The following is a 14,064-nucleotide window of genomic DNA, read 5'->3' on the forward strand; positions in this document are numbered from 1 at the left end:
TCAATCGATGCGATCTGTCAGCCACGCCTCGAGCAGGAAACGCGCGATGGCCCCCTTTCGCGCGGGTGTGACCGTCGGGTGGGTACCCGCGAACACGTCCAACACCTCCGACCGGTCAAGCCAGATGGCCTCGGCGATTTCCTCGGGGTCGATGGTGATGTCCGCGCTTGTCGCCTCGCCGTGGGCGCCCAGCATCAGGGACCCGGGAAACGGCCATGGCTGACTGGCGAGATAGCGCACGGGTCCGACACGTACGCCCGTCTCCTCCCAGACCTCGCGGCGGACGGCGCCCTCCATCGTCTCTCCCGGCTCCATGAACCCGGCCAGACAGGAAAAGAAGCCTTCGGGCCAGCCGTGCGACCGGCCCAGAAGGACGCTGTCGCCGCGGGTGATCAGCATGATGACGACGGGGTCGGTCCGCGGGAAATGCGACCGCCCGCATCCGTCGCAGGCCCGCATCCAACCGGCCTTGCCGGGCGAGGTGGCGGTACCGCAGTTGGCGCAGAACCCGTGGGTGCGGTGCCATTCCAGCACCCCCTTGGCGGTGGCCGCGATCTCGGCGTCCAGGGGCGACAACTGCGTCATCACGGCACGCAATTCGGCGAAGGCGCTTCCTTCGGGCAGATCAGGGTGCGTCTGTTCACTGGGATCCAGAAATGTATCGAGCGCGTCGTCCGCACCCGCCACGGGCAAACCGGATACGTCACGCGCGAAAACGGCCGTGCCACCGACCTCGCCGATCAGGACCGGATGTCCGTGATCGTCCAACGCGTGACCCGGTATCATTTCCAGCGCGCTGCGGTCCGCATTCAGCAGGATCTTGCCACGCCAGACCGGTATGGTGCACGCCGGCAATGCCGCCAGCTGATCGGGATGCCGACGCAGATCCTCGGCCCGGTTGAGGCCCCCGCCGCCAAAGGTCACCGTTTCCGCGTGATCCATGGTGTCCTCCTGCATGACGCTCCGGCCCCGTGGTCTGCGGGAAAGCCGGGGGACTGGCAACTGTCCCAATGCCCAAAAAATACGCAAACCGTCGCGAAAATGATTGATATGACGCCCACCACCGGGGCAATCAGGGCCTCATGCGGGACGACTCTGGTCCTTTGCGGGTCTTGAATCGCAAATCAGGCGTCCGAACAGATGGGGAGTTATCATGTTCAATCGTTTCACCGCCCTGGCGGCCGGCCTGATGCTGGCAGCCCCGGCTTTTGCCGACGGCCATGCCACTGCCGTGCCGTTCGCGCTCGACTGGAAATTCGAGGGGCCGTCCGCCGCCTATTTCGCAGCCGTCGACAACGGCCACTTCGAGGCCGCGGGCCTGTCGGTCGAAATCAGTGCCGGGCAAGGGTCGCTGGACGCGATCCCGAAAGTGGCCACCGGCGCGTTTCCGATGGGCTTTGCCGACATCAATTCGCTGATGCGGTTCCTCGATCAGAACCCCGGCGCGCCCGTCACCGCCGTCATGATGGTCTATGACAAGCCGCCCTTCGCCATCGTCGGCCGAAAGTCCCTCGGCATCGAGGAGCCGTCCGACCTCGAAGGCGCGGTCCTTGGTGCGCCGCCCCCCGATGGCGCATGGGCCCAGTTCCCGATCTTTGCAGCCGAAACCGGTATCGACGTGGATGCCATCACGGTCGAGCCCGTGGGCTTCCCCACGCGGGAGCCGATGCTGGCACAGGGTGAAGTCGCCGCCGTCACGGGCTTCAGCTTTTCCTCCACGCTGAACGCGATCCGCCTCGGCGTGCCCGAGGACGACCTGAGCGTTCTTCTGATGTCGGATTACGGCGTCGACCTCTATGGCAACGCCATCATCGTGAATACCGAGTTCGCCGCCGAGAACCCCGATGCCGTCACGGGCTTCCTGACCGCCGTGGCCGCCGGGTGGAAGGACGTGATCGCGGATCCCGCTGCCGGGGCGCAGATGGTCATCGACCGCAACCCCGCCGGCGACGTCGAGCTGGAGCAGCGGCGCCTGCAGATGGCGATCGATGCGAATGTCCTGACCGACTACGTTGCCGAGAACGGCATGGGCGGCATCGATGCCGACCGCATGGCCAGCGCCATCGAACAGACCAAGCTGGTCTACGAGTTCCAGTCGGAGCCGGACGCCGCGCTCTACTTCGATGACAGCTTCCTGCCTGCCGCCGACGCGCGGATGCTCAAGTAAGCAAACCGGGGCGGCCTTCGGGCCGCTCCTTTTCAAGACAAGGCCGCCCATGTCCCTTCCCATCGCCCTCGAACATGTCACCCACGCCTACCGCACGGCATCGGGCCCCCTGCCCGTCCTTGACGACCTGAGCATCGACATGCCGGAGGGCAGCTTCACCGCAGTCGTCGGCCCGTCGGGCTGTGGCAAGTCCACCCTGACGCGCCTGATCGCCGGGTTGATGAAACCGGATCAGGGTGTGGTCAAACTGGGCGGCAAGCCCGTGACCGGACCGCGCAAGACCGTCGGAATGGCGTTCCAGAACCCTGTCCTGCTGGAATGGCGGACCATCCTGCAGAATGTCATGCTGCCGTTGGAAATCGTGTCGACAGGCATGTCGAAGACCCGGCAGCAGGACCGCGCACGCGAACTGCTGGCCTTGGTCGGCCTCGATGGTTTCGAAGACAAGAGACCCTCCGAGCTGTCCGGTGGCATGCGCCAGCGCGCGTCGCTGTGCCGGTCCATCGTGCACCGCCCCGAGGTCCTGATCCTCGATGAACCCTTCGGCGCGCTCGATGCCTTCACGCGCGAGGACCTGTGGCAGACGATGCACGACCTGCGTCGCCAGGAAAGCTTTACCTGCGTCCTGATTACCCATGACCTGCGGGAATCGGTCTTCCTGTCCGACCGGACGGTCGTGTTCAGCGCGCGGCCTGCCCGCGCCCAGCGCGTGGTCGAGGTCGACATGGGCGACAACCGCAGTCTCGACGACCTCTATGCGCCCCGCGCGGTCGAGCTTCTGGCGACATTGCGCCGCGAAATCCAGATCGCACAAGGCCGCGACGTCGGCGCCCAGAGCGAGGCCCCCGCAAAAGAGAGCGCCGCCCAATGAACCGGACCCTTCGCCAGATCGCGGTGCCACTGACCGCCATGCTTATCTTCGTCATCCTGTGGGAGGCCCTTGTCTGGGTCAACGGCTGGCCGAACTTCGTCATGGCCTCGCCGTCGGACCTGCCGCCAGCATATGCCCGCTATTGGGAATTGTTCCTGATCGGAAGCTGGCAAACCCTGTGGCGCACCATGCTGGGCCTACTGCTGGCTGTGATCTTCGGGCTGGCGCTCGGCATGATCATGGGATTCTCGCGCCTTGCGCGCGAAGGCCTCTATCCCCTGCTCGTGGGCTTCAACGCGGTCCCCAAGGCGACCGTCGTGCCGATCATCGCCCTGTTGTTCGTGGGCGCGCATGATTTCAACACGGTCCTGATGGCCTTCATGATCTCGTTCTTCCCGATCGCCGTTTCGGTTTCCATCGGCCTGTCGACGCTGGAGCCGGAATATCGCGACATCCTGCGCAGCCTCGGCGCCTCCAACACGACGATCTTCTGGAAGATCGCCCTGCCCAAGACCCTGCCCGAGTTTTTCGGAGCTTTGAAAGTATCGGTCACGCTGGCCTTCATCGGCACGAACCTGATGGAAATCGTCTCGCCGCACGGTCGCGGCCTGGGCGCCCTGTTCGATTCCGGACGCACGAATGCGGATTATCCGCTGATGTTCGCCGTGCTGATTGTCTTGGCAATCCTCGGCATTGCACTGTTCTACGTCGTCGTCATCCTCGAAAAGATATTCGCAGGCTGGGCCGAACGCACACCGGGCTGACCGGACCGATCCTTTCGGATCGCGGATTGGCCCGCCCGGTCGGATGAAACGGCGGCATGCGACATGGCACGCGCACTGCCCTTGCATCCGCCGGGCGCGTTATCTATCTAAGCATCGAGAGGTTGGCGCGGGCAAGTGCCTCGCCAACCTGGTCAGGACCGGAAGGTAGCAGCCACAACGAGCCCCACTTGGGTCGTCGTCCAGCCTCTCACCCCACCAACCACAGATTGCGTCAAGACTTGTGCCCGCCGGGCCAAGGCCGGGCAGTGTGGTTGCCCCGATGCGTCAGCGGACGCTCCCGGCAGGCTGTTTGCTGCGACACCCCCCTCCCGAACTGCCTGGACCAAGCATTCTGCTATAGGTCCGGCGTTCGTTGTCCCGAAGTCATCCTCGCGGCTTCCCTAGACGAGGCCACCGCGAGCGCTACCTGTGCTGATACCGCGACTAGCCACACAGCCAAGGGACACGACTGACATGACGAATTTCCAACTGAACGGGCGGCAGATTTCTGTCGACGCCGACCCTGACACTCCCTTGCTTTGGGCCATTCGCGACGAGATCGGGCTGACCGGAACCAAATTCGGCTGCGGCATCGGTGCCTGCGGGTCCTGCACCGTCCACATCAACGGAGCGGCCACGCGATCCTGCATCACCTATCTGTCGGATGTCGAAGGCTTGTCCGTCACGACCATCGAAGGCCTTGACGAGAACGGAAACCACCCGGTTCAGGAAGCATGGCGCAGCCTGCGGGTGCCGCAATGCGGTTACTGCCAGTCCGGTCAGATCATGCAGGCCGCCTCGCTGCTCGCCGACACTCCGAACCCCAGCGATGAAGACATCGACGCCGTGATGACCGGCAACCTGTGCCGGTGCATGACGTATACCCGTATCCGTCAGGCCGTGCGCGAAGCTGCAACTGCTATGGGAGGCTCCGACAATGGCTAATCTGATGTCCCGCCTTGCAGGCGCCGAGAAGACCACGCAGATGACCCGCCGCGGGTTCCTCGTATCCATGACCGCCACCGGCGTCGCCTTCGGCTTTCCGCAGGCGTCCGACGCCGCGATGAACCCGGAGGTGCCCGACGGCACGCCGATCACGCCGAACGGTCAGGCATTCGAGCCGTCGATCTGGTACTGGATCGACGCCGACAACCGGGTCAACGTCAACATCATCCGTGCCGAGATGGGACAGCACGTCGGCACGGCAATCGCGCGCATCCTTGCCGATGAACTCGAGGTGCCTTGGGAAAACGTCCACATCACCCATGTAGATACAGCCGACAAATGGGGCCTGATGGTCACGGGCGGCAGCTGGTCCGTCTGGCAAAGCTGGCCTGTCTATCGTCAGGCAGGGGCCGCGGGGCGCACCGCCCTGATCGAGGCGGCTGCCGCGAAATGGGGCGTCGACGCCACGACCCTTTCGGCGCGGGACGGCATGATCAGCGACGGAACCCAGTCCATAACCTATGGTGAATTGGTTGCCGACGGCATCGATCGGTCCTTCACCGAGGAGGAACTGGCCGCCCTGCCCCTCAAGCCGCATGCGGACCTGCGTCTGGTCGGTCAGGATGTGCACCCCCTCGACCTCGACACCAAGACCACGGGTCAGGCGATCTATGGCCTCGACGCGAAAGTCGACGGCATGGTCTATGGCGTGCCGATGCTGCCGCCGACGCGATATGGATCGGTGGTCAATTCGGTCGATGACAGCGGCGCGAAGAACGTCAGAGGATACCTCGAAACTGTCGTCCTCGACGATCCGTCCGGCACCGTTCCGGGCTGGGTCGTCGTTCTGGGGCAATCGCTTCATGCGGCGCGGACAGCATCCTATGCCATCGACGTCGACTGGACCGCGGGTGACACCGCCGATGTGTCCGAGGATGACATCCAGGCCCGTGCACGGGAACTGATCGACGGCGATGCCGGCTCGATCCTGCATACAGAGCAGCCCGACACATCTGCCGCGTTCGATGCCGCCGCTGACACCTTGGAGGCGGAATACACGACCCAATCCGTCCTACATTTCCAGATGGAGCCGGTGAACGCGACCGTCTTCCAGAACGCCGATGGCATCTGGGAAACGCATTCGGGCAATCAGTGGCAATCGCTGATCCTGCCGACACTGGCCACCGCGCTGGAGGTTCCGGCAGACAAGATCGTCATGCGCAGCTACATGTTGGGCGGTGGTTTTGGTCGTCGCCTGAACGGCGATTATATCGTGCCCGCCGCCTTGGCCGCAAAGGCCGTGGGCAAACCTGTCAAGCTGGTCTTCTCACGCGAGGAAGACTCTCAGTTCGACAGCATCCGCTCCCCTTCCGTCCAGAAGATGCGGATGGCATTCGACGAGGCACAGGCCGTCACGGGAATGGAGCATCACGCCGCCGCCGGTTGGCCGACGCAGGTGATGGTCCCCGGCTTCATGCCGAACGGCGTCAACGAGGAGCCTTACGATCCCTTTGCCATCGATGGGGCCGACCACTGGTACACCGTCGGGGCGCACCGCGTGCGCGCGATTTCGAATGACCTGGCCAATCAGACGTTCCGTCCCGGTTGGCTGCGGTCGGTCGGACCGGGGTGGACCAACTTTGCGGTCGAAAGCTTCATGGATGAAGCCGCGCACAAGGTCGGGGCCGATCCGCTCCAGTTCCGCCTCGACCATCTGACGGCCGAGGGGATCAACGCAGGGTCCGCACCAAACGCGGTCGGCGGCGCTTCGCGTCAGGCGGCGGTGTTACGGCGTGTGGCCGAGATGTCCGGCTACGGCACGACCGAGCTGCCGGATGGGTCCGCCATCGGGATCGCGACGACCTTCGGCCAATCGCGCACCATGCCGACATGGACGGCTGCCGCCGTTCAGTTGGCCGTCGATGCCGACACCGGCAATGTCAGCGTGGACAAGATCTGGCTGGCGATCGATTGCGGCACCGTCGTCGACCCTGACGGGGCGCGTGCGCAATGCGAAGGCGCCGTGCTCTGGGGTCTGTCTATGGCGTTGCACGAGGGGACGCGGATCGAGGACGGCAATGTCATCGACCTGAACCTTGGCGCCTACACGCCCCTGCGTCTGGCCGATGTGCCGGAACTGGAGATCGAGTTCGTCGAAAGTACCGAGGTGCCTGTCGGTTTGGGAGAGCCCGGCACGACGGTTGTCGCCCCTGCCATCGGCAACGCGATCTTCAATGCGACCGGCGCGCGGGTGCGTCATCTGCCCATCACCGGTGACGCGGTGCTGGCCGCTCTCAAGGGTTGATCCGATCCGGGCGGGCGTGTCATGCGCCCGCCCGACCACCGATCACCGGTCACATTGCGAAGTTTGTCGAACGCGCCGTATGCAACCCCGACAGCGCATGAGCGCAATGCCCGACGGTGACGCAAGGCCGATCATGGCCTGACGAAACACAACCGTTCATTCCCATACCACTGTCGGCCCGAGAGACGCCGATCCCCTTGGCACGTGATTACCACGGCCTGATTGGTCCCGTACGATTCGCTGCGTCATTCGCTGACAATTCGGCATAATTATGACGTGCCGACAGCTGGGCGACCGCACGATAAATTTCATTTAAATCAATGTTTTACGTATTATTCGACGTGATCCCGCAAGCGTATTCCCCGCGAAAAGTAGCCCGAAGGGGGTAGGTCACCCACCCCTTTGGATGGCGCGTTTCTCGAACGCGGTCCGAACCTCTCCGTCCGCCCGAATGACGGTCTTCCATGCTCCCGGTTATGCATTCCCCATCGGCCACCCCCGGCTTCAACCGTGAACAGAAAGACCTGGCAATGAAACAGATTATGATTATCGGCGGCGACGGCTTTTGCGGATGGCCGACGGCTCTGCACCTTTCGTCCAAAGGCCATGACGTGACCATCGTCGACAACCTGTCGCGGCGGGCCATCGACGAGGAACTGGGCGCAAACAGCCTGACCCCGATCGAAAGCATCGAGACCCGTATCGCCGCCTGGAAGGAGGTCTCCGGGCGCGACATCGCCTTTCTGAAGATCGACATCGCCAAGGATTACACCGCCCTCGAGGCGGCGATGGCGTCCCTTCGCCCTGATACCATCATCCATTTCGGGGAACAGCGGGCCGCGCCCTATTCGATGAAAAGCCCGGTCGAGAAATGCTACACCGTCGACAACAACATCGGGGCCACGCACAACCTGCTGTGTGCCGTCGCCGGTCTCGGCCTCGACCCGCATATCATCCACCTCGGCACGATGGGCGTCTACGGATACGACGACGACGGTCTGGAAATCCCCGAAGGATACCTGCGCGTCTATATCCCGGGGGACGACAAGACGCTGTTCCAGCGCGATATCCTCTACCCCACCAATCCCGGCAGCGTTTATCACATGACGAAGTCGATGGATCAGCTGCTGTTCCAGTTCTACGCCAAGAACGACCGCCTGCGCATCACCGACCTGCACCAGGGCATCGTCTGGGGCACCCAGACCGAGGAGACGCGTCTCGATGACCGCCTCGTCAATCGCTTCGACTATGACGGGGACTACGGCACCGTTCTGAACCGGTTCCTGATGCAGGCGGCAATGGACCATCCGCTGACGGTGCATGGCACCGGCGGTCAGACGCGCGCGTTCATCCACATTCAGGACACCGTCAGATGCCTCGCCCTCGCCGTCGAGAATGAACAGACCGATACCGGCAAGGTTCGGATCATGAACCAGATGACCGAAACCCACACCGTGCGCGACCTTGCACAGGTGGTGGCCAGGGTGACCGGTGCCGCGATCGCGAATGTCGCCAACCCCCGCAAGGAAGCGGCCGAAAACGGGCTGCGTGTCAGCAATCAGTCGTTCCGCGCGCTGGGCCTGAACCCGATCACTCTGGAAGACGGCCTGCTGGCCGAGACGAACGAGATCGCCCGTCGTTTTGCCCATCGCTGCAACCCCGAAATGATCCCCTGCGTGTCGACCTGGACCGACAATCAGCAACCCGGTGTCGTCCGACCCGTCGCCGCCACGCGGTCGATCGCGGCCTGATCCATAACGCGGCCCCCGACAAAGGGGGCGCATTTCCACGAAAGGACGCGACATGCGTATCATCAATGTCGGGCTCATGACCTTTCTGCTGACCGGCGTCGCACTCTCGCTGTCCGGGGCGGATCTGTTGCAGATCGGCGATGACCGCGTATCCGACGCGTTCACTGCCACCCCCTTGGTGTTCGAAAGCCGAAGTCTGGCAGAGCACCGCACCGGCACGACCCGCGTCGCCATTGCCCGGACCGGGGCGGATGCCCCCCTGATCCTGTCGGGTTTGCCGGCCTACGGGTCCGCAAGGTTCGCCATGCCGATCTCGGCTCGCCCCATTTCCGGATACCTGCAACTCGATACGACGATACAGGCACTTGCAGGGGTTGAGGGCGTCCTCAGGGTGGCCATCGACAACACCCGGCGGGGCGAGATCCTGCTGGCCCCCGGAACCGTCACCCGCGATGTCCGCATTCCGCTGACGGATGCCGACCTGGGGAAACCCGCCCTGAACGTCTCGTTCAGCGTCGTTGGCGAGGGGGCAAGCGCAAGCTGCACGCGGCAGGACGACCTCGCCGTCGTGGCCGAGGTCGAGGCGTCAAGCCGACTGATCCTGAACCTCGCGACCCCGCTGCAGACGGCCGCGGATCGCGTCGTCGCATGGGGCAACATCGCGAGGATAGACTGGTCTGCAGCACTCAGCGATGAGCAGCGCGCCAATCGGCTGGCACAGGCCGCCACGTTGGCGCGGGCAGGTATGCCGATCACTTTTGCCACGACCGACGGAATGAACGACGCAGAGCTGGAACAGGTCGTTGCGTCGCACAAGGGCATCGATCCCGCTGGGCCCGTCGGCCTGACCTTTCCCGCCGATCTGACCCAGCTTTCCGGCAACGCGGGCGCGCGAACGTTCAAGCATGGCACGACATGGCGCAGCCGGTTTCACCTGAACGAGGGCGACGGCAGCGAAACGGCAGGTCGGTTCGATATCGACCTCACGCTTGGCCCCCTGCCCGCGGACGCGCATTGGATCGTGTCAGCAACCCTGAACGGAAAGCTGCTGCTTGCAGAGACGGTACAAGGTGGCGCACGCGGGTTTCAGTCGACTCTCGCTCTGCCCCATTCCGTGCAGGGCCGGACCAATATCCTCGAGGTGACGGCGGTCTCCAGCCAGGACCTGCCCGGTCTGTGCAACGACGGCCCCGACCTGATCGCGGAACTGAACGCAGGATCCGTCCTGCATGGCGGCGGCCAACCCCTGTCGGGTGCATTGGATGACCTGCGCGCGGCGATGGCGGAACGCGGCGATGTCACGCTGATGGCGTATCCGGGCCTTACGGCGCCCGATGCCACGGCTTTCGCCCGGCTTGTCGGCGGCGCCGTTCCGGAAGACGTCGCCTTGCGCGGTCGCGTTGACCGGGCAGATATCACGCTGCTTAACCGCGCCAAGGTTGCGACGCTTGCCGGATCAGGCATGGCGCGCCCCGACGACTGGCTTGTTTTTGCCAGCGAAGAGTACGGCACCTTGCAAACCCTGCGGGCCACGCCCGAGGCCATGGCCGAACTGGCAAGGACCGCGCCGCTCGCCATTCTCATCCGTCTGCCGCAAAGACGCCTCGCGGAGGCGGCACGATGACACCGGCCACACCCCACGGTGACCGGGACGCGGTGTCGTTCAGTTCGGTCGACAGCGCGCCCAGACGCTTTGCAGGGGCCGTACGGCAAGGCACGGCACCTGCGGCCCTTGTCCTGTTCAGCATCATTTCGGTCACCTTGCTGTGGCTGGTGAACACGCCAACGGTCAGCGCCATTTTTCCGAACCGCGATTTCGTCTTTGCCCCCTACGAAGGCCACCATTCGATCGCGATGCGGATCTTCATCCTGTCGTTCTACATCGCCTTTGCGACCTTTTCCCACGGTTCGGCAAAGGCCCGCCTGTTCTTCGGCATGGACATGGTCCTGTCATTCCTGCTGGCCATGGCGATCCTGGATGTGGCCAACGCGACGATGCTCTGGCAATTCGGGATCTCCTATTCGCTCGATTTCGGGGCAATCCTGTCCGGCCTTCTGGGCTTCGCGCTGTTTTCCCTCAAACTGCTGGAACGGGGGGCCATGCCTGCCCGCATCCGCATCGAACGGAGCCCGAGCCGGATCGGGGTGCCGATCATCCGCCTGACCGGCACATTGATCAACGCGGGTGTCGTGGCGTGGACGGTCAACGGCATGGATCTGCGGATCGTCGCCGTCCTGCGTGATCTGACGCTTCTTGGCGGGATCGGACCGGGCGTGTTTCTGTTTCTGCCGGTCTTCTTCAGCCAGCTCTACCTCTTGGCCCTGATCGACGCCCGGACCTTCAAGCGCAGGGCATATTCCCCCCCGCTCAGCGTCATCGTGCCCGCCCACAACGAACAATACATCATCGCGGATACGATCCGCGCGCTGGACAAGGCGGCGGCGCATTACGGTGCGCCGGTCACGATCCTGATCATGAACAACAACTCCTCGGATGCGACGGCGGCGATCGCGCGGGACAGCCTTGCGGCCTGCGCCTTCGCACGGGGACGCGTGATCGACGTCCCGCGCCCGGGAAAATCCCACGCCCTGAACGCGGGCCTCGACGCCGTCGAGACGGAGTTCGTCGTCCGTGTCGATGCCGATACCGTTGTCGGCGAGGACAACTTCAGCCGCGCCATGCCGTATTTCTCGGATCCCTCGGTCGGCGTCGTCGGCGGCGTGCCGATCCCGCCCGGGGGTCGCATGTTCGACCGCGCGCGCCTGCTGGAAGTGTTGGTCAAGCACGGGTTCTATTCCATCGGCATGGGCGCCATCCGCGGTGTCATCGGCATTCCGGGCATGTTCGTCGTGTATCGCACCGATCAGCCGCGCCACCTTGGCGGGTTCGTCGAGGGCATGAATGGCGAGGATACCGACATCTCGCTGCGTATCGGCGAATTGGGTTTCCACTCCGTCGTGGACCCCAGGATCCGATACATCTCCGAAGTGCCGACCAGCTATGGCCACATGCGGGAACAGCGGATGAGGTGGTTCCGCTCGGTCTATCACGTCAGCTCCCGCTGTCGCGATCTGATCTATTCCGATCAGGCGACGCTGCGCGGCAAGATCATCCTGCCCTACATGCTGGTAAATTCCGCCCGCCGCGCGATGCTGGTGCCCCTGATCATCTTCGGCAGCCTCGAATATCTTTTCGGATTCCACCCGGAAAACCCGATCATCTGGCAATCCATCGTCGCCGTGGGCGTCGGGGCCCCGGCGATCGTCGCCATCGTGGCGGCCCTGATCAATGGCGTCCCCCGCGGGGTTCTGGGCCTGCCGGAATATCTGCTGTTCAGGCTTCTGCGCGCGTATTTCACGCTGGAATCGATGCTCAGCATCCTGATCCAGAAGGACGGTCAAGACCTCGAAACGCCGACCATCAAGGACCTCGTGTCCGATAGCCCACAGAGGATCGCCTGATGCGACGCATGATGTCTTCGCCCCCTGTCCGACGTCTGCGTTACCTGTGGGGCGCCGTGTTCCTGGCGACCGCCGTTGCGGGAACCCCCGCCGCCGCGCAGGTGCGCGACATGTCCTTTGGCCAGACCATCGGCGTCGAAAGGGTGGACGAGCTGTCGATCCGTGACGGCCAATTGCGCAAGGCATTCGAGACGACGCCCTACAGCCTGACCACCGCGCAGATCCGGCAAAGGCTGGCCTCGGGCCCGGTCCTGCGATTTGGCGCAGACATAAAGGTGACGGGGTTTCCCGAAACGGGTGGTGCCACGGAATACGAGGGCGGCATATACGCCGGGTTCCAGACGGATTTCGGAGAGAGCGCGGCATGGCGATACCGCGTGACCGCCAAATTCGATCGGCTGGTCGAGGACGGCGACTGGGTCTTCAACCGCATCCGCCTTGACCAGCAACTCCGCTATCGTCACGACAGGAAAAACGCGACAACCTTCAGGCTCCGCCTCGGGCACCGGAACCAGAACGAGACGACCTTCGTCGGTTATGACCAGACGGAATATCTGCTGGAACTCGGGCACGTATGGCGCCCGTGGCAGGACAAGCGCAGCCTGAATGGCACTCTTTATGCCGAGGCCCGCCGGGCGGACCTCGACCGTTTCAGCTATGATGAAATTGGCCTCCGCCTTGGCGTCCGCACGCCGATCAACGAGACCACGTCCCTTGTCTCCCGGTTTGCCGGCTTCACCCGAAACTACGGTACCGACAGCGGGCTGACCGCGCGCAAGGACACCCGCATCAAGGCAAGGATCGGCGTGGCGCACCGGGTGTTGGAGACCGCGAAGATCGACCTGTTTGTCGGCTTCGACCACAACAGGTCCAACGTGGCCACCCGTGACTTCAGCGGCGCGGTCGCAGGGTTCAGCGTGACCTATTCCTGGTGATCGGCAAATGGATGCAACGGGTTCCGTGATCCCCCCATGGGCCGTGCGGAACCCGGCCGCGGGCGACGGTTCGAAAGCGCCACCATGGCCGAGTTTGACGCGATCCCCTTGGACCGCCTGCAAAGACCCCCTAAGGTTCGGAGGCGACAGCGATAAACAGGAAGGCCCGTCCCGCGATGAACGTCCAGAAAGGATCATCTGCCAAGGCATCCGACGCGTCCCGGAACCTGCATGGCGACCGGATTGCAGCACAATTGTCGTCGGAGATCCTGACAGGTGTCCTGCCACCGCGCACCAAGCTGGACGAACAGGGCCTGACCGAACGGTTCGGCGTTTCGCGAACCCCGGTGCGCGAGGCTTTGCACAAGCTGGTGGCGCAGTCGCTGGCCGAACGCATTCCGTATCGCGGCGTCGTCGTCAGCGAGATCACGCGCGAGCGGGTCGAGCAGATGTTCGAGACGATGGGCGAGATCGAGGCGCTGTGCGGACGCTTCGCCGCCGAGCGGATGACGATGGGCGAACGCGCCGATCTGGAGGAGTTGCACCAGGCAATGAACAAGATGGCCGACGCGCTCGATATCAACGCCTACCGCACGGCGAACACCGAGTTTCATCAGCGCATCTTCGAGGCGACCCACAACGCCGACATGCTGGAGCTGGCGACGACACTGCGCCAGAAGCTGGCGCCTTTCCGCAGCTCGCAACTGGGGATCGCGGAGCGGCTGCAACAATCCTCGACGGAGCATGGCCAGATCGTGCAGGGCCTGATGGAGCGTGACGGCGAAGCAACCGCGCGGGCCTTGCGGCGTCACATGGTCAGCGCGGCCAAGCAGGTCCTGCACCAGATGGAATGATCACGGCACG

11 protein-coding genes and 1 other RNA gene are annotated in these 14,064 nt (G+C 64.0%); 11 read left to right on the plus strand and 1 reads right to left on the minus strand.

Features of this window, described 5'->3' with window-relative positions; all coding sequences use genetic code 11:
* Positions 1-942 (minus strand): NAD(+) diphosphatase, encoded by a 942-nt coding sequence (nudC, locus tag V6N07_RS13745; protein WP_371156905.1) that lies wholly within the window; start codon positions 940-942, stop codon positions 1-3.
* Between the two features lie 211 nt (positions 943-1,153).
* Between nudC and V6N07_RS13750 the strand changes: the two genes are divergently transcribed.
* The 11 genes from V6N07_RS13750 (at position 1,154) to V6N07_RS13800 (ending at position 14,054) form a co-directional block, all read left to right on the plus strand.
* Positions 1,154-2,167 (plus strand): ABC transporter substrate-binding protein, encoded by a 1,014-nt coding sequence (locus V6N07_RS13750; protein WP_371156906.1) that lies wholly within the window; start codon positions 1,154-1,156, stop codon positions 2,165-2,167.
* 49 nt (positions 2,168-2,216) lie between these two features.
* Positions 2,217-3,038 (plus strand): ABC transporter ATP-binding protein, encoded by an 822-nt coding sequence (locus V6N07_RS13755; protein WP_371156907.1) that lies wholly within the window; start codon positions 2,217-2,219, stop codon positions 3,036-3,038.
* Positions 3,035-3,802: an ABC transporter permease gene (locus V6N07_RS13760; RefSeq protein WP_371156908.1), complete on the plus strand. Its 768-nt coding sequence runs from the start codon at positions 3,035-3,037 to the stop codon at positions 3,800-3,802. The genes V6N07_RS13755 and V6N07_RS13760 overlap by 4 nt, the downstream gene beginning before the upstream one ends.
* A 115-nt stretch (positions 3,803-3,917) precedes the next feature.
* Positions 3,918-4,016: signal recognition particle sRNA small type (gene ffs / locus V6N07_RS13765), an RNA gene on the plus strand.
* Positions 4,017-4,276: 260 nt separating this feature from the next.
* Positions 4,277-4,747 (plus strand): (2Fe-2S)-binding protein, encoded by a 471-nt coding sequence (locus tag V6N07_RS13770; protein ID WP_371156909.1) that lies wholly within the window; start codon positions 4,277-4,279, stop codon positions 4,745-4,747.
* Positions 4,740-7,052, plus strand: a complete 2,313-nt coding sequence (locus tag V6N07_RS13775; RefSeq protein ID WP_371156910.1) for a molybdopterin cofactor-binding domain-containing protein — start codon at positions 4,740-4,742, stop codon at positions 7,050-7,052. The genes V6N07_RS13770 and V6N07_RS13775 overlap by 8 nt, the downstream gene beginning before the upstream one ends.
* A gap of 530 nt (positions 7,053-7,582) precedes the next feature.
* Positions 7,583-8,803 (plus strand): NAD-dependent epimerase/dehydratase family protein, encoded by a 1,221-nt coding sequence (locus V6N07_RS13780; RefSeq protein ID WP_371156911.1) that lies wholly within the window; start codon positions 7,583-7,585, stop codon positions 8,801-8,803.
* Positions 8,804-8,855: 52 nt separating this feature from the next.
* On the plus strand, positions 8,856-10,427 hold the full coding sequence (locus tag V6N07_RS13785) for a hypothetical protein (RefSeq protein ID WP_371156912.1): 1,572 nt from the start codon (positions 8,856-8,858) through the stop codon (positions 10,425-10,427).
* Complete coding sequence (locus V6N07_RS13790) at positions 10,424-12,265, plus strand: glycosyltransferase family 2 protein (protein WP_371156913.1); 1,842 nt, start codon at positions 10,424-10,426, stop codon at positions 12,263-12,265. Before V6N07_RS13785 ends, V6N07_RS13790 begins: the two co-directional genes overlap by 4 nt.
* On the plus strand, positions 12,265-13,200 hold the full coding sequence (locus tag V6N07_RS13795) for a hypothetical protein (protein WP_371156914.1): 936 nt from the start codon (positions 12,265-12,267) through the stop codon (positions 13,198-13,200). The genes V6N07_RS13790 and V6N07_RS13795 overlap by 1 nt, the downstream gene beginning before the upstream one ends.
* A 176-nt stretch (positions 13,201-13,376) precedes the next feature.
* Positions 13,377-14,054, plus strand: a complete 678-nt coding sequence (locus V6N07_RS13800) for a GntR family transcriptional regulator (protein ID WP_371156915.1) — start codon at positions 13,377-13,379, stop codon at positions 14,052-14,054.
* Positions 14,055-14,064: the final 10 nt, after the last annotated feature.

This window comes from Jannaschia sp. 2305UL9-9 (genome assembly GCF_041403465.1).
Lineage (GTDB): Bacteria > Pseudomonadota > Alphaproteobacteria > Rhodobacterales > Rhodobacteraceae > Jannaschia.